Raw genomic sequence first — 16,011 nt, 5'->3', positions numbered from 1 at the left:
AAGTTATTCAACTAAAAACTTTAACTATATTAACCCCTTGAATAAGGAATCCCCTTCGCATATCCGAAGGGGGACTCATTTTATTTTAGTAAAATTCTTTGTTAGTTCTTCCAAGAAAGTTCTGCTTGAAGACCATAGTGATCACTGACCTGCGGACTTGCTTGGCCATCAAAAACTACCTGTAACTTTTCTACCTGAAGATCTTTTGTCGTAAAGACGTAATCAATTCGAAGCGGTTCTGCATTTCCCTTCCAACCATCAATTTCTGGAGGAACAGTGTAGCTTCCACTTCTCTCTTTTGCAACTTCATAGGCATCCTGTAAGCCTAGCGGACTAGTTAGGATAGCTTGATAGCCTTCCTGACCTGCAGGGTTGTTAAAATCTCCAGCTAGTAATAGAGGTTTATTCAACTCTTTTAGAACTGCTTCAAATCTTGCCCATTCCTCTTGGAATCCTTTATCCCACCAAGAGAGATGCACACTCGCAACTGCAAGCTCTTTACCTTCTACTACTGTTTCTACTAGTGCAACTCGACGAGTGTGATAATCAGTTGGATCATCTACATCTGAAACCAAAATCTCACGCGCCTCAATCGGTGTTTTAGATAGAATTGAAACTCCCTCATGATAACGGTCATATCCGATATGATTATAAGCCCATGTCCAATAATAGTCCAGTCCTTTTTCAGACAACTTCTCTACCAAAAGACGAACATAGTGGTCTTGGTGAATGGGTTCTGCTGAAGGTAACGGATTGTAAAGTGGTCCAGACTCTACTTGAGTTGATGTAATTTCTTGGTTGATTTCTTGAAAACAAATCAAATCATAACTGTTTTCAAGTATATCTTGAAACAAGAGCTGAAATTTTTCTTCAGGATTTTTTTCCATCCAACTATGAGTATTGAGTGTTAAAAACTTCATGTTTTTCTCCTATAAACAAGAGGTTGGAAAACAGCTTCCAACCCCTTAGTGTATTACAATTCTACTTTTGCAACTGCTGTTTTAGCTGCAAGAGAACCGGTTTGTTCTAATTTAACTGACTTGATAGCATCTCCATTTGTAAAGACTACTACAGTTGTAGTTTCACGACCTGCTGCTTGAATAGCACCAAGGTCAGCTTTGACTAAGAGATCACCAGCAGCTACTGCTTGGCCTTCTGAAACCTTCACATCGAATGGTTTTCCTTCAAGGCTTACAGTATCAAGACCGATGTGGACAAGAACTTCAAGACCTGCTTCAGTTACAAGACCAAGAGCATGTTTAGTTGGGAAGATACTTGATACAGTACCTGAAACTGGAGATACAATATTTCCATTTGATGGTTCTACTGCAAATCCATCACCCATCATTTTTTGTGAGAATACTGGATCCTTAACTTGTTCCAATTCAATCACTTGACCATCAGCAACTGAGTACACTTCTTCAGTCACACCTTTGTATACAACAGTATCTTTTTGAGCTGCTGCCATTTGACTTGGAAGAGTTTCAGGAATCACTTCTCCAGAATCAAGAATATCTTGGATATCTGATTTTAAAACGTCAGCTTTAGGTCCGTAAATAGCTTGGACACCTTGTCCTTTCATGACAAGTCCCATAGCTCCTTCAGATTTCCATTGTTCTTCTGTTCCAACTTTTTCTGCATCTTTTACAGTAACGCGAAGACGAGTCATACATGCGTCGACATCAACGATGTTCGCACGTCCACCAAGAAGGTTGATGATGTTAACTGCTTGAGAAGCTTCTGCAACTTTAGTTTCACCGGCAGCTGAAGATTCAGAAGAACCATCTGCATTTTCGTAGTTACCGTTACGTCCTGGAGTTGCATAGTTGAATTTCTTAATCATGAAGTTAGCGATAAAGTACATGATAAATCCAAAGAGCACTGTCACCCAGATAAAGTTAACAATATCCATACCAATACCAGCGTTGATAGCTAGCGGAGTACGAGTCAAGAATTCGATTGAACCGAATGAGTGTACACGAAGGTTCACAATATCAGCCATTGCAAAGGCAGCACCTTGAACAAGAGCGTAAACAAGGTAAAGAGGTGTTGCGATGAACATGAACATGTACTCAATTGGTTCAGTTACCCCTGTCAAGAATGTTGCAAGAGCAGTTGCGATCATCATACCTTTGTATTGGTGTTTCTTATCTGGATCAACGTTACGGTAGATAGCCACAATGACACCCATCAAGATACCAAACGAACCAATCATTTGTCCAACTTTGAAACGAGCTGGATGTACTGTATCTAACAAGTGTTGGTATTGAGCTGCGTCAGTACCTTTAAGGTTTACAAGGTCAGTTACCCATGCAAGCCAAAGTGGATCTTGACCAAATACTTGAGTACCTTTTGCTGCACCAGTCATGACATCATAAGTACCACCAAGAGCTGTATAGTTCATTGGGATAGTCAACATGTGGTGAAGTCCAAATGGCAAGAGTAAGCGTTCCAAAGTACCATACAAGAATGGTGCTAGAACTGGAGCCGTTTCTTGAGAGTTGGCAATCCAGATACCAAAGCTGTTAATACCTGTTTGAACAAGTGGCCAGAAAATTGAAAGAAGGATTGCAGCGATTGCTGAACGAAGGATAACAACAAACGGTACAAATCGTTTTCCGTTAAAGAAAGAAAGTGCATCAGGAAGTTTACGGAAATTGTAGTATTTGTTAAAGGCAGTTGCCCCTACAAAACCAGAAATAATCCCTACAAACACACCCATGTTAAGTGCTGGAGCTTCAAACACGCTGATAAAGTAATCAGAAACTTTGATAGAGTTACCAAAGATTGTTGAAACCATAGCATTAGGATCTTTCAACATATCACCACTAACACTAAAGATAGCACCAGTGATACGGTTAATCAAGATAAAGGCAAGTCCTGCTGCAAAGGCACCACCTGCACGTTCTTTAGCCCAGCTACCACCGATAGCAAGAGCAAACAAGATATGTAGGTTACCGATAACTCCCCAACCAATTTGCTCAAGGATTCCACCTGTAACAACAAGTGGAGCAAAGTTAGGGTTAATCATTGCAAGTGTCTTACCGATTGAAATCATCAATCCAGCCGCTGGCATAACAGCGATAACCACCATTAGAGCCTTACCGAATTTTTGCCAAAACTCGAAAGACAAAACATTTTTGAATGTATCTTTCATCATTCAAATCTCCTTATTTTTATTTTAATGCAAACGATTTACGAAAACGTTTGCACCGTTAACACCTCTATTATACCACTTTATTTTTTTTGTAAAGGATTTATATAAGATTTTTTGATTTTAAAAATTTCTTACTTCTCTTCAATTGTTTACTAACTTTGAGTTTGCTGGGGTTTTCTGATATAATATTAGCTATGAAATCCTATAATACCTTGAATGATTATTATCGAAATTTATTCGGAGAAAAAACTTTCAAAGTTCCTATCGATGCCGGATTTGATTGTCCCAATCGTGATGGTACAGTAGCTCATGGAGGTTGTACTTTCTGTACGGTTTCTGGATCTGGAGATGCTATCGTTGCACCTGACGCTCCAATTCGTGAGCAATTTTATAAAGAAATTGACTTTATGCACCGCAAATGGCCAGATGTAAAAAAATATCTAGTCTATTTCCAAAACTTTACTAATACTCATGAAAAGCTCGAAGTCATTCGCGAACGCTATGAACAAGCCATTAATGAACCCGGTGTGGTTGGAATCAATATCGGTACACGACCAGATTGCCTGCCTGATGAGACTATCGAATACTTGGCAGAGCTCTCTGAACGAATGCATGTTACTGTAGAGTTAGGTTTACAAACAACCTATGAGGAAACTTCTGAATTGATTAACCGTGCCCACTCCTATGAACTTTACGTGGAGACGGTTAAGCGCTTGAGAAAATATCCCAAGATTGAGATTGTAGCCCATTTGATTAACGGCTTGCCAGGTGAAACTCATGACATGATGGTGGAAAATGTTCGTCGCTGTGTGACTGATAATGATATTCAAGGGATTAAACTTCACCTACTTCACCTTATGACAAATACTCGGATGCAACGTGATTATCACGAGGGTAGACTGCAGCTTATGAGTCAAGATGACTATGTGAAAGTTATCTGTGACCAACTAGAAATTATTCCTAAACATATAGTCATCCATAGGATTACGGGTGATGCGCCTAGAGATATGCTGATTGGTCCTATGTGGAGTCTCAATAAATGGGAAGTTCTAAATAGCATAGAAGCTGAAATGAGACGTCGAGGTAGTGTCCAAGGATGCAAGGCTGTAAAACAGGAGTTTATGAATGAAAAAACCACTTGAAATGGCACATGATTTTCTTGCCGAAGTCATCACAAAAGATGATGTTGTTGTAGATGCAACAATGGGAAATGGACATGATACACTTTTCCTTGGCAAATTAGCTAAACAAGTCTACGCTTTTGATATACAAGAACAAGCTCTTGAAAAAACAAGTCAACGTCTACAAGAATCCGGATTGACCAATGTCAAGTTACTTCTACAAGGTCATGAAACCGTAGATCAGTTTGTAACTGAGGCGAAAGCAGCCATCTTTAATCTGGGTTATCTTCCTTCTGCCGATAAGTCTATCATTACTAAACCTCACACAACCATTGAGGCACTTGAAAAACTCTGTCAGATGCTCGTTAAAGGCGGACGAATAGCCATCATGATTTATTACGGGCATGAAGGCGGAGATATAGAACGGGATGCAGTTATGGATTATGTTAGTCAGTTACCACAACAAGAATATACTGCCACTATCTATCGCACCCTCAACCAAATTAACAATCCACCATTTTTAGTTATGATTGAAAAATTAGAAAGGTATCGCCATGGATAAACAATACCTACGAGATAAAATCGAAGCTCTTCGTCACAACTTTGTCGAGTCAACCCAACATGAACGTGCAGTTGGTATTTTGGATGAAGCACATATGAGTAAAAAAATGCTGAAAATCAAGAAGAAAATGATTTCACTTGAAATGGAGCGTTGTCAGAAAAAAATAGAACATAAGGACTGCTCAAAGATCGATCAAAAAATCCAAGAACAAAAGGAACTTTTTGAAAATTGTCGTAACCAAAAATAGGGAGGTGGAAAATGAATTTACTTTTTTATCTCTTGGTATTTTTACTGGTTCTTATTGTTTCTAGTACGACCAATAAACTTCTTCCCTTTTTACCCATGCCTCTGATTCAAATTTTGTTAGGGATTGGAATTGGACTTTGTTTACCCAACAACCAATATCATTTAGATACTGAGTTATTCCTAGCTTTAGTCATTGGCCCACTACTCTTTCGCGAAGCTCAAGAAGCAGACATTACTTCTATCCTAAAACACTGGCGGATTGTCCTCTACTTGATTTTTCCAGTTATCTTTATCTCAGCCTTGAGCATGGGGGGAGTCGCTCATGTCCTTTGGGCTAGCCTACCATTAGCCGCCTGTGTAGCAGTTGGTGCCGCCTTAGGGCCAACAGACCTAGTCGCCTTCGCATCTCTTTCTCAACGCTTTTCCTTCCCAAAGCGGGTCTCTAATATCCTAAAAGGGGAAGGTCTTCTGAATGATGCTTCTGGACTAGTAGCCTTTCGTATGGCTCTCATCGCTTGGACAACAGGAACATTCTCCCTTACCCAAGCCGGAACTTCATTAGCCATTTCCATCGTTGGAGGATTTACAGTCGGCTTAATAACGGCCTTAATCAATCGCTTCCTTCATACCTTTCTACTCAGTGTCCGTGCAACAGATATCGCAAATGAGCTCTTATTGGAACTTAGTTTACCTCTCTTGACTTTTTTCATAGCCGAAGAAATTCATGTTTCAGGCATCATCGCCGTTGTTGTTGCTGGGATTCTGAAAGCCAGTCGTTTCAAGAAAATAAATCTCCTGGAAGCGCAAGTTGATACAGTTACTGAGACTGTTTGGCAGACTGTAACCTTTATGCTCAATGGTTCAGTCTTTGTCATTCTTGGGATGGAACTGGAAATGATCGCGGAACCAATTCTTAAGAGTGCATTCTACAACAAAGTACTTCTCTTACTCAGCGTTTTCCTCTTGACCTTCCTGCTTTTTGCTATCCGCTTTGTCATGATCTATGGATTTTACGCATTTCGGATTAAGAAGCTTCATAAAAGTTTAGACAAGTATGTCAAAGACATGCTCCTCCTTACCTTTTCTGGTGTTAAGGGAACTGTATCCATTGCCACTATCCTTTTGATACCGTCTAATCTGGAACAAGAATACCCTCTTCTTCTCTTCCTCGTAGCTGGTGTAACCCTGGTCAGTTTCCTGACGGGATTACTAGTACTCCCGCACCTTTCTGAAGAGAAAGAACCATCTAAGGATCAGCTCATGCACATCGCTATCTTAAACGATGTTGCCATGGAATTAGAGAAGGATTTAGAGAACACAAAAAACAAGGTTCCACTCTATGCGGCTATTGACAATTATCATGGACGTATTGAAAATCTTATTCTTAGTCAGGAGAACAAGGAGATTCAGGAAGACTGGGAAGCTCTTAAACTCTTGATTCTCAGTGTTGAAAGCGATGGCTTGGAACAAGCCTATGAAGAAGGAAAGATTGGAGATCGTGCTTATCGTGTCTACCAACGCTATTTGAAAAGCATGGAGAAAAATATTAAGCGAAACTTTGCTTCTCGACTAACCTACTACTTCCTTGTCTCCATACGCATTCTTCGTTTTCTACTTCATGAATTGCTCACATTTGGGAAAACATTCCGTTCGTGGAAAGACAAGGAAAAACAGAGACTTCTTGCCATTGATTATGACCAGATTGCTGAACTCTACCTAGCCAACACTGAAATTATTATCGAGAGTTTGGAAAACCTCAAAGGGATTTATAAGAGTTCTCTGATCAGCTTTATGCAGGAATCTCGTCTTCGCGAAACCAGTCATATTACGAGTGGTGCCTTTGTGGAACGGGTTATCAATCGTATCAAACCCAATAACATTGATGAAATGCTTAGAGGATACTACCTTGAGCGTAAGTGTATCTTTGAATACGAAGCTCAAAAACTCATCTCAGCTCAATATGCCAAAAAGCTACGCCAAAATGTCAATAATTTAGAAACTTATTCCTTAAAAGAATCTGCTAATACCTTACCTTATGATATGATGGAATTAGTTCGAAGAAATTAAAGTCTATAGAAAACAAGAGAAAAACTGGAGGATTGTAACATGAAAAAGTTGTGGAAACAGCTGACTGATAGACCCTTATTAAAAGCTTTTTTGCACTACTATCAAGCCTCCGATAGTGAGTTAACTAGCGTTGCTGTTGCATACTATTGGTTGATTTCAATCTTCCCTTTACTTATGATAGTGGTCAATATCTTACCCTACTTTCAAATTCCCATCTCAAACTTTCTATTAACAATCAAGGAATTTTTACCAGATACAATCTATGAAGTTGTTGCAAAAATTGTCAGAGAAGTTCTGACTCAACCATCAACAGGTTTACTAAGTTTTGCTATCTTATCAGCTCTTTGGACTTTCTCCAAATCCATGGATTTTCTTCAGAAGGCCTTTAATAAAGCCTATGGAGTTGCAAAAAATAGAGGAATTATCTCACACCAGCTGATGAGTCTCTTGGTTAGCTTTGGCCTTCAAATTCTCTTTGCCCTTGCCTTATTCCTCAGTATGTTCGGCCATATGTTATTGGACCTGCTTAAAAACTACTGGAAATCCGAGAGTGCTCTGTTTTCTTATCTACAGGATTTTACAGGACCGCTGATCTATGCCTTTCTTTTTGCTACCGTGATTATGCTCTACTATTTCCTACCAAATGTTAAAGTAAGTCGGATTCGATACGTCATACCTGGAAGTCTCTTTGTACTAGTTAACACTATTGCATTATTAAACATCTTTGCAGCTTATTTCAACAATTATGTCAATTATCTCGTTGACGTCAGATTTTTCAGTTCTATCGTCGTTGTTGTGATGATGTTCTGGTTCATTATCATTGCCAAGATATTGATCATCGGTGCTGTCATCAATGCCAGTGTTCAAAGCCTAAAAGACCCCGACTTTAAAGCAAATCAATAATTTTTTATCGATTAATACTCAATGAAAATCAAAGAGCAAACTAAGAAGCGAGCCGCAGGTTGCTCAAAACACCGTTTTGAGGTTGTGAATAGAACTGACGAAGGCAGCTCAAAATACTATTTTGAGGTTGCAGATGGAAGCTGACGTGGTTTGAAGAGATTTTCGAAGAGTATAAACAAATTAATCCCCCAGTCATTCTCTACTGGGGGATTTTTGAATTTGCTACTTTATTGTCCACTCGTTAGGGCTTGCAATTCTGTTTTTAGATATTGAGCCAAATGTTGGTGAGCAAAAATATTAGCATTTTTTTCTGCGGTAGGATTGTAGTTGGTGTTGGTATTTACATCATAAACATAAATATCACCACTCTCTGACTGAACCCATTCAATCGCCGCAACTTCAATCTGAGCATTTTTCAAGAAATTCTCATAAGCTTCTCTCCGGTCATCTGGTAGAGGTTCTGTAATCTGGAATTTTTCAGACGTTTCTAGTTGCTCTGGTCTCTTGCCGATTTGGCAACCATCTGCTGGACACAGTTGGAATCCATCTGAAGAATCGATCGAAACAGTATAGAGGAATTTTTGATTGATAAACTCTGAACGACGGATACGTCCATCACTTGGCTTGATGTAGGCTTGTAACAAGGTAATCCCGTCCACTGAAGGTTCAAAGAGGGGGCTATTGACATAAGCTGCCAGTTCTTCTTCATTTTGGAAGAGCTGAACGCCTAAACCCTTACCTGCTCGATTATGCTTGGTAATCAAAGGATAAATGTTTAATTTTCTTGCTGCTTCAATAATGTTCTCTTGACCCAAAACCGCAACTGTTGCAGGAGTCTCGATACCAGATTCATTTAACTTCAAATATTGTTTGATTTTACTAATTTCAAGGTTGATAGCACCGGTACCATTCACAACTTTGCGTCCGTGTGTTTCTAACCAAGTAATCACTTGCTCTGTAAATTCTGGCGCATAACGATGTCCTCTTGTATGTGAAGAGGCAGACATACGATTGTAAAAGATACCTTGCGGCGGTGGGCTTTGCAAATCTAAAATCCCACTAGACAAATCCCATAGTTCATAAGGGACTTCTAATTCTTCCAACCATTTGACCAAATGCTGGGTCCATTCTAGATTCTCATGAATCACATAAACTTTTGCTTCACTCATTACTTATAAACTCCTTAAGAAAAGCTGACTGATAATTGGCTTTCCTTTTCTTCTTCTAAAATATAGCCTTCTGTTTTTTCGATAACGCTAACTGTTAAGATTTGACCCAAAACATTGATCATGGTACGGCCAGCATTGACAAAGAAATCAACTGCAAAAATCAAGGCCACTCCTTCAACTGGCAAACCCAATTGAGGTGCTGCAGCTAATAGAACTACGATAGCTCCTGATGGCACAGTTGCTGCAGTTTTTCCAATCAAAGTCAACAATAAAACAGTAAACAAGAGACTTGATAAAGAAAATTGAATACCATAGGCGTGGGCGATAAAAATTGTCGCTACTGAGAAATAAACCGCTGCTCCTTCTAAGTTAAAAGTATATCCTAAAGGAACAACTAAATCAATTGTATGCTCGTCATGCCCCTGTTTTTTCAAATCTTTAAGAAGTGATGGCAAGACCACACTAGAACTTCCAGTAACAAAAGCCAGAGTCAAGAGACTCCAATTTTCACGAAAGGCTGACAAATACGGCACCTTAAAGAATACAGCAATCAAAGGGAAAATAAGGAGAACCAATATAGCATAAGCCAGATAAGTTCCAATTACAAACTGACCAAGCCCAATCAACTTGTCGACACCCGTAGTTGCAACATCTTTAGCGATAAATCCAAAAATACCAATCGGTGATAGTTTGATAATTACTGCAACAATCTTGTAAATGGCTTCAATCCAGATTTGGAAACCTTCGATAATCTTCTGAGATTTATCAGACTTAAGATTCCCAATTCCGTAACCAAGAAAGATGGCAAAAACGATAATTGGCAATAGAGCGCCATCTGAAAGAGATTTAACGATATTTGATGGAATGAAACCAAGCAAAAATTCGCTGAACTTGACATTGTTAGCAATCCCATCAAGGTTTCCACCAGTTTGACCGATATTCACTCCTTGACCAAAGCCTAAATAGTAACTAGCAAATACAAACAAAAGAGTAATGGCAGTTGTTACGGCAAAAAAGTAAACCAAGCTCTTGGTCAAGATTTTTCCGAAAGATTTTTTTCCGATAACTCCAGCTACTGCAACAACGATGGTTGGGAAGATTAGCGGAATGATAACCATATTGATCAATTTAATAAAAGCTTGACCTAAAAATTGATAAAAGCCTGCAAATTGTGGCCAGATAAGGGCAGCGATAACACCCAAGACCAAAGCCACCAATAATTGAATGCCTAGTGAGAGTTTTGACCATAAAGTAACTAATTTCATAAGAAACTCCTTTGTTTTATTTGCTACTCATTCTACTACTATTCTTCTCTCCTGACTAATATATATTTTTTATTGTCACCATAAAAAAGATTTATCATGAAGGTTCAAACTACTCCAACTTTACAAAGTAAATCAAATTGATGTTTGATATAGTATAAAAAATCAGTTTCTAATCAAAAATTTTTAGAAAAACACTGTTAAATCAAGGAATATACTTTTCTTTTATTCAAGTTTTATGATACAATATTGTTATGATTTTAATGAAACTCGCTTCCGTCTTGCTTTTGGTACTAACCTTGGCTTTGGCTATTATCTTTAGTAGATTTTTTAAGTTAAAGAAAAAGGGGATTAACTTTGCAGATTTGGCTTTTCCTTTTCTGATTTTTGAATACTATTTAATCAGTGCAAAGGTTTTTACCCATAATCAACTTCCCATTTTGGGGGCAGCCCTATCTTTGTTGGCAATCATTTTAACTTTTTTCTTCCTGAGCAAAAAACGTAGCTTTTATTATCCAAAATTCCTTAAATTCTTTTGGAGAGCTGGATTTCTACTCACATTGCTCATCTATATCATCATGATTATTCAAATCTTTATGATGAAATAACTACTATAAAATTTGCCAGCACCTCAATAGTTGGCAACTAGTTCTTCCACATGAGGTGCTTTTCTAATGACATTTCAAAAAGAGATTATTAAAAAAATAGGAGATCAAACAAGTGAAAAAAACGCTCTTGGCAAGTGCCATCACGCTTACTTTTCTAGGATTAGCAACAAATCCAGCTTTTGCTGAAGAAAATAACCTACAAACTACTACAGCAGAAACAACGCAACAGCCTACAACAGCTAACAAGGTTGAAACGAAGGATGCAGCTCCTTCTACTGAAACAAGTTCAAGCGTACCAACAACTTCTACAACAAATCCAAGTGAAACTCCAGCTAAGAAAGAGGAAGACAAGGCTCCAGAAGTCAAAAAAGAAGGTTGGGTATTAGAGGAAAACCACTGGCGTTTCTATGAAAACAATGCCCCTGTTCTTAACTGGAAAAAAATTCAAGGAAAATGGTACTACTTCGATAAGAACGGTATCATGCTCAGTGATACGATTTATGATGGATACATCCTGACTAGTAGCGGGGCTATGGTAGATAGTGGCTGGGGTAAAATCAAAGATAAATGGTATTATGCAAAGCCATCTGGTAAAATCTCTCAGCAAAAATGGGAAAAAGTTGGTGGTGTATGGTACTACTTTGACAAAGATGGAATCATGCTCAGCAACACCATTTTTGATGGTTATATCTTTACCAATAGTGGGGCTATGGCTGAGAGCGCTTGGGTCAAACAAGATGGTAAATGGTACTATGCCCAAACTTCTGGACAATTAAGTAAAAATAAGTGGGATAAAATTGGTGGTACTTGGTACTACTTTAATAAAGATGCCACTATGGCAAGTAACCAATGGCAAGGGATCTACTACCTAAAAGCTAGCGGTGCCATGGCTGAGAAAGAGTGGATTTTCGATAAAAACTATAATAGCTGGTTCTATTTAAAATCAGGTGGTGCTTATGCAGCGCGTGAATGGATTGGCTCATACTACCTCAAGTCAGGTGGTTACATGGCTAAGAGTGAATGGATTGATGACAGCTACTACAATGCTCGTTACTATGTAGATGAAAATGGTGTCTATGTCACAGGAACTCGTAAAATCGATGGAAAAGCACATCAGTTCCAAAGTAATGGAAAATGGATAGGTGAAGTTCCAGTAAGTCGTGGATTTGAAAAAGGAAAATACACATATACCGTTTTCTTAGACCCAGGACACGGCGGTAAAGATCCTGGTGCTGTTTATTATAACACGAATGAAAAAGACCTCACCATGCAAGTTTATCAAAAACTACGCAAGGAACTTGAAGGACTTGGCTATACTGTTCTTTCTTCTAGAGATAGTGATGTCTATGTCGACTTTGTCACTGAACGTTCAAGAATGGTTAATAAGACTGATTCAGATATCTTTATTAGTATTCACTTCAATGCTAGTGGCAGCCCTGCTTCTAACCGTTCTGGTATTCAGACCTATTCTTACGAAGAAGCTGCTGGTTATCCTTCTAAGATTAATCCATACTGGCATAACCATCCCGACCGTATCAGTGAAAGCAATCGCCTAGCTGCAGATATCCACTCTTCACTCCTAGCTGAAACAGGTGCTAAGGATGCAGGTCTTCTCCAAAGTAGCTTTGCTGTCCTTCGAGAAACCGATAAACCAGCAGTTCTATTGGAGCTTGGTTACATTGACAATTTCAACGAAAACCAACAAATTCGTAGCGATGCTTACCAAAATAGATTGGTAGCAGGGATTGTCAAAGGTATTCAAAAATATTACGCAGGTAAATAAAGTAAAAGCCTCGAGAAATCTCGAGGCTTTTTGTGTATAAGAATTCTGAATGAAAATATTTTTTTAAAAAATATAAATACTTGACAATATATACATATATGATACAATAAAGACAATAAGGTTCGCCTTAGAAATATAATGAAAAATTAAAGAGGAGATAAAACAATGAAAAAAGTTTTATTAACAAGTGTATTGGGATTATCAGCGATTGCTAGCGTTTCTTATGCAGCTACTGAAGTTCCTTCTATCCCAGGAGTAACTGCTTCAACTGCTGGGACAGTTACAGTAGCAAATGCTAAGAATAACCATAACAACCGTTTTGGTTATGCTGTTTCTCCATTAAGAAAAGAAAAAGCTATTAATTTTGCAGGTGCTAAGACTTATCCAGCTAAACCATATCCAGGAACAGACGGCAAACCATTGGATGATTCAACTCGTGAGTTTGGTAACAACACTCGCTTTGGTGCAGGATTTAACGCTGCTAAATCAGCTACTCCAGCTCCAGCTCCAGCTAAACCAGCTACTCCAGCTCCAGCTACTCCAGCTCCAGCTAAACCAGCTACTCCAGCTCCAGCTACTCCAGCTCCAGCTAAACCAGCTACTCCAGCTCCAGCTACTCCAGATCCAAAAGCAATTCCAGGTGTAACACGTCCAACTACAGAAATTGTTACTGAAGCAAATGCTGCTAACAACCACAACAACCGTTTTGGTTATGCTGTTTCACCACAATATAAAGATGCTTACAGTGTATCAGGTGCTGAAACTTATAATACATCTGCTCCAATTGAAGGAACAGATGGTAAACCTTTGAATGATTCAACTCGTGAACTTGGAGATAACACTCGCTTTGGTGCAGGTTTTTCAAAATAATCTAAGGAATTTATCATTTTATTTAACTTTTAAATAAGTTAAATAAATATAGGAGAAAACCAAGTTGGTTTTCTCCTTTTTCTTTTTTTGAAAAATGTTTAACTTTTTCATAATTTTGGCTTTTACTTTAGTGATATTATTTTTTCATATTCAGGTTAAATTACCTTGCTTTAATATTTTTTTCTGGAAATAGAAATCCAATCCCCACACAAGCCAGAACACCAGCACCGATTACCAACCCACTTGAAAGTGGCAAAATATCAAGAATAGCATTTGCAATAATAAAAGCAATAATCAAGCACATGAGACTAGCTTTATAATCTTTTTTAACCAAATTCTCAAGAGTAAAGAATAAGAATAGACCTACTGGAAAAAGTGCCCAGATGTTAACATCCAAACTTGGCCATCCAACTAAACCAAAATACAAAACTGCTGCTGCAACGACTATAAATCCGATACCTAATACTTTTTTCATGATATAACCTCATTTTCTATTTTGTTAGGAAGCTTAATCTCCCTTTGACAATTACTACTATAACAGAAATAAAAATCGCAAACAATAGGTTTTGCCTATGTGGTAGTCATGATAGACTATGTGGTCAGAATTTAATAAAAAGGAAAAAGAATCCTGTCCTGAGACAAGGCTTTATTTATTTTTAAGAACCCGCACTTTCGTAGGCATCCAATCCCCTGTCCCAAAGTTTGAGGGAAATAACAAAAAAAACAAGGGAAATCAGAATCAAACCACCAATATTAAAGAAGACATCCTTATCCTGCAAGAAATAGCTGGCAGGATAGTAGGCCGTAAAGGCGAAAGGCACAATAAAGCTAATTAACCAACGAAGGAGCGAATTGTAAATGGAAATCGGGTATTTGGCAAAATCATTAAACATATAGAAAATGTAAATCATGGCACCTGACTGCTTGGTCCAAAAAGCGATGCTGGCTGTCGCAATTTTCAAGGAAGTATAAATCAAGGTCGCAAAAGGAATACAAACTAGGAAAATCAGGAATTTGGGAAGAGTCCAAGCAATGCTAGTCGCCGTTGTCGCTAGTAAGATTCCACCGACCAAAAGTTCACCCAATGCATCAATCTGAAAGGTCTCAACAAGGATGTGAAAGAGAGGATTGATAGGACGAGTCAGATACTTGTCAAACTCCCCTTTTCGAACTAGTCGTTGACCTAAAGCCCAGAGATTGTCAAAAAAGAGATGATCTAATCCCTTTGGAATTAAGGAAAATCCATAGATAAAGGCAATCTCTTGAAAGGTCCAACCTTCTAGCGAGGGGATGTGTTGAAAAATGACATTGAGAAACAAGAGGTTTAGGCCTTGAGTTAGAAAGACTCCCAAGACACCTACCACAAAATCCACCTTGTATTCCATGATTTGCTTGATGTATTGTCTAATAAAAATCAGATGCATGCGCTGATATTTTTTCATCCTAACCTCCCTGAATGGTGATAAATGACTGGACTCGTTTCCAGATCAACTGAGACAAGCCCACCATCACTATAAGCCAGAAAAACTGAAGCAAAAGTGCTTTAAGAATCTGACTGGTATCGTATTTCCCAACAATAATCATGACCGGAGTGTAAATCAAGGATGAAAATGGCAAGAAGGATAGAATATCTGAAACGATTTTCGGAAAGAAAGCCAAGGGAATTAAACTTCCAGACATAAAGGCCACTATTGAAGTCTTGAGTAGGTTGGAACCCCATAGATTTTTAAACACAAAAGCTGAAAATCCAAAGCAGATATTAAAGAAAAAGTTAATCAGATAAGCCAGAGTTAAGCTAAAGAGATAAAGGACAGTTAATCCCAGCACTTCTACAATACCTTGCCCAGATAAGATTTTCATCAAAACAATGACACTTAAAAATGGCAGTCCAACAGAGATAAAAATCAACCACTTGGAGCCAAGTTCGGTGAAAAGATAAGAGGCCGCAAAATGCACTGGTCGCAACAAACGCATGATAATGGAACCATCCTTGACCTCCTCCCCAATCATAAAGGAGCTATCAGACCTGGTCAAAAGATTGGTCACAAAACTCATGATGATGTAGAGGGTGATATCCGCCATACTGAAGCCCTGAATCAAGGACTCTTGCGACGAATCAAAGACTGCCTTCCAAAGATAAAAGGCCACAAAAGCCCCCATGACATCACCAATCCGATAGAGAATAAAGTTGACTCGATAGGTAATCAACTCCTGAATCCCCGCATTGATAAAGGGTTTATAACGTCTCCACAATTTGACCATC

Annotated in this window: 15 protein-coding genes; 8 read left to right on the top strand and 7 right to left on the bottom strand. The window is 38.5% G+C overall.

The genetic code is table 11. The annotated features are described in order from the left end of the window. Positions 1 to 101: 101 nt before the first annotated feature. The gene (locus tag SPAR10_RS07330) at positions 102 to 920 is read right to left on the bottom strand and encodes an endonuclease/exonuclease/phosphatase family protein (protein WP_004252485.1); all 819 of its coding nucleotides are present in this window, start codon (positions 918 to 920) and stop codon (positions 102 to 104) included. Positions 921 to 973: 53 nt separating this feature from the next. Next, positions 974 to 3,160 (bottom strand): PTS transporter subunit IIBC, encoded by a 2,187-nt coding sequence (locus tag SPAR10_RS07325; RefSeq protein WP_100249488.1) that lies wholly within the window; start codon positions 3,158 to 3,160, stop codon positions 974 to 976. Between the two features lie 191 nt (positions 3,161 to 3,351). Between SPAR10_RS07325 and mnmL the strand changes: the two genes are divergently transcribed. The 5 genes from mnmL to SPAR10_RS07300 are packed head-to-tail and all read left to right on the top strand — an operon-like array spanning position 3,352 to position 8,056. Beyond that, a complete protein-coding gene (mnmL, locus tag SPAR10_RS07320) occupies positions 3,352 to 4,299 on the top strand; it encodes a tRNA modification radical SAM protein MnmL/YtqA (RefSeq protein ID WP_004252482.1) in 948 nt (315 codons plus the stop codon). Continuing rightward, positions 4,283 to 4,840, top strand: coding sequence for a tRNA 5-(aminomethyl)-2-thiouridylate-methyltransferase MnmM (mnmM, locus tag SPAR10_RS07315; protein WP_004252480.1), 558 nt, complete (start codon positions 4,283 to 4,285; stop codon positions 4,838 to 4,840). The genes mnmL and mnmM overlap by 17 nt, the downstream gene beginning before the upstream one ends. Further along, positions 4,833 to 5,087 carry a hypothetical protein gene (locus SPAR10_RS07310; RefSeq protein WP_004252478.1) on the top strand — a complete coding sequence of 85 codons (255 nt, stop codon included), beginning with the start codon at positions 4,833 to 4,835 and terminating at the stop codon, positions 5,085 to 5,087. Before mnmM ends, SPAR10_RS07310 begins: the two co-directional genes overlap by 8 nt. Positions 5,088 to 5,098: 11 nt before the next feature. Further along, positions 5,099 to 7,153 (top strand): cation:proton antiporter, encoded by a 2,055-nt coding sequence (locus tag SPAR10_RS07305; protein WP_004252477.1) that lies wholly within the window; start codon positions 5,099 to 5,101, stop codon positions 7,151 to 7,153. Between the two features lie 39 nt (positions 7,154 to 7,192). Further along, entirely contained in the window at positions 7,193 to 8,056 is an 864-nt protein-coding gene (locus SPAR10_RS07300; protein ID WP_004252475.1) for a YihY/virulence factor BrkB family protein, read from the top strand. Between the two features lie 227 nt (positions 8,057 to 8,283). Here SPAR10_RS07300 and SPAR10_RS07295 read toward each other — a convergent pair whose 3' ends face one another. Both SPAR10_RS07295 and SPAR10_RS07290 read right to left on the bottom strand, forming a co-directional pair. Next, entirely contained in the window at positions 8,284 to 9,225 is a 942-nt protein-coding gene (locus SPAR10_RS07295) for an ATP-grasp domain-containing protein (protein ID WP_004252473.1), read from the bottom strand. Between the two features lie 14 nt (positions 9,226 to 9,239). After that, a complete protein-coding gene (locus SPAR10_RS07290) occupies positions 9,240 to 10,490 on the bottom strand; it encodes a dicarboxylate/amino acid:cation symporter (RefSeq protein WP_004252471.1) in 1,251 nt (416 codons plus the stop codon). A gap of 245 nt (positions 10,491 to 10,735) precedes the next feature. Here SPAR10_RS07290 and SPAR10_RS07285 point away from each other — a divergent pair, with 245 nt between their 5' ends. The 3 genes from SPAR10_RS07285 (at position 10,736) to SPAR10_RS07275 (ending at position 13,748) form a co-directional block, all read left to right on the top strand. Further along, positions 10,736 to 11,095, top strand: coding sequence for a DUF3397 family protein (locus SPAR10_RS07285; RefSeq protein WP_025170554.1), 360 nt, complete (start codon positions 10,736 to 10,738; stop codon positions 11,093 to 11,095). 112 nt (positions 11,096 to 11,207) lie between these two features. After that, positions 11,208 to 12,878: an N-acetylmuramoyl-L-alanine amidase gene (locus SPAR10_RS07280; protein WP_004252466.1), complete on the top strand. Its 1,671-nt coding sequence runs from the start codon at positions 11,208 to 11,210 to the stop codon at positions 12,876 to 12,878. Between the two features lie 165 nt (positions 12,879 to 13,043). Further along, positions 13,044 to 13,748 carry a hypothetical protein gene (locus SPAR10_RS07275; protein ID WP_004252463.1) on the top strand — a complete coding sequence of 235 codons (705 nt, stop codon included), beginning with the start codon at positions 13,044 to 13,046 and terminating at the stop codon, positions 13,746 to 13,748. 160 nt (positions 13,749 to 13,908) lie between these two features. On the opposite strand, the gene SPAR10_RS07270 is transcribed toward SPAR10_RS07275, so the two are convergent. The 3 genes from SPAR10_RS07270 to SPAR10_RS07260 form a co-directional block, all read right to left on the bottom strand. Next, a complete protein-coding gene (locus SPAR10_RS07270) occupies positions 13,909 to 14,223 on the bottom strand; it encodes a hypothetical protein (protein WP_004252462.1) in 315 nt (104 codons plus the stop codon). A 181-nt stretch (positions 14,224 to 14,404) separates the two neighbouring features. Then, positions 14,405 to 15,190: an ABC transporter permease gene (locus SPAR10_RS07265; RefSeq protein ID WP_004252460.1), complete on the bottom strand. Its 786-nt coding sequence runs from the start codon at positions 15,188 to 15,190 to the stop codon at positions 14,405 to 14,407. A gap of 1 nt (position 15,191) precedes the next feature. Then, positions 15,192 to 16,010 carry an ABC transporter permease gene (locus SPAR10_RS07260; protein ID WP_004252458.1) on the bottom strand — a complete coding sequence of 273 codons (819 nt, stop codon included), beginning with the start codon at positions 16,008 to 16,010 and terminating at the stop codon, positions 15,192 to 15,194. Between the last annotated feature and the right edge of the window lies 1 nt (position 16,011).

Origin of the sequence: Streptococcus infantis SPAR10 (genome assembly GCF_000279535.1) — a bacterium.
GTDB lineage: Bacteria > Bacillota > Bacilli > Lactobacillales > Streptococcaceae > Streptococcus > Streptococcus infantis_I.
This window is presented reverse-complemented; position numbering and strand designations above follow the sequence as displayed.

Coding starts and splice junctions, on each gene's coding strand:
- SPAR10_RS07330 (WP_004252485.1), bottom strand. CDS start 920: ATGAAGTTTTTAACACTCAATACTCATAGTTGGATGGAAAAAAATCCT.
- SPAR10_RS07325 (WP_100249488.1), bottom strand. CDS start 3,160: ATGATGAAAGATACATTCAAAAATGTTTTGTCTTTCGAGTTTTGGCAA.
- mnmL (WP_004252482.1), top strand. CDS start 3,352: ATGAAATCCTATAATACCTTGAATGATTATTATCGAAATTTATTCGGA.
- mnmM (WP_004252480.1), top strand. CDS start 4,283: ATGAAAAAACCACTTGAAATGGCACATGATTTTCTTGCCGAAGTCATC.
- SPAR10_RS07310 (WP_004252478.1), top strand. CDS start 4,833: ATGGATAAACAATACCTACGAGATAAAATCGAAGCTCTTCGTCACAAC.
- SPAR10_RS07305 (WP_004252477.1), top strand. CDS start 5,099: ATGAATTTACTTTTTTATCTCTTGGTATTTTTACTGGTTCTTATTGTT.
- SPAR10_RS07300 (WP_004252475.1), top strand. CDS start 7,193: ATGAAAAAGTTGTGGAAACAGCTGACTGATAGACCCTTATTAAAAGCT.
- SPAR10_RS07295 (WP_004252473.1), bottom strand. CDS start 9,225: ATGAGTGAAGCAAAAGTTTATGTGATTCATGAGAATCTAGAATGGACC.
- SPAR10_RS07290 (WP_004252471.1), bottom strand. CDS start 10,490: ATGAAATTAGTTACTTTATGGTCAAAACTCTCACTAGGCATTCAATTA.
- SPAR10_RS07275 (WP_004252463.1), top strand. CDS start 13,044: ATGAAAAAAGTTTTATTAACAAGTGTATTGGGATTATCAGCGATTGCT.
- SPAR10_RS07270 (WP_004252462.1), bottom strand. CDS start 14,223: ATGAAAAAAGTATTAGGTATCGGATTTATAGTCGTTGCAGCAGCAGTT.
- SPAR10_RS07265 (WP_004252460.1), bottom strand. CDS start 15,190: ATGAAAAAATATCAGCGCATGCATCTGATTTTTATTAGACAATACATC.
- SPAR10_RS07260 (WP_004252458.1), bottom strand. CDS start 16,010: ATGGTCAAATTGTGGAGACGTTATAAACCCTTTATCAATGCGGGGATT.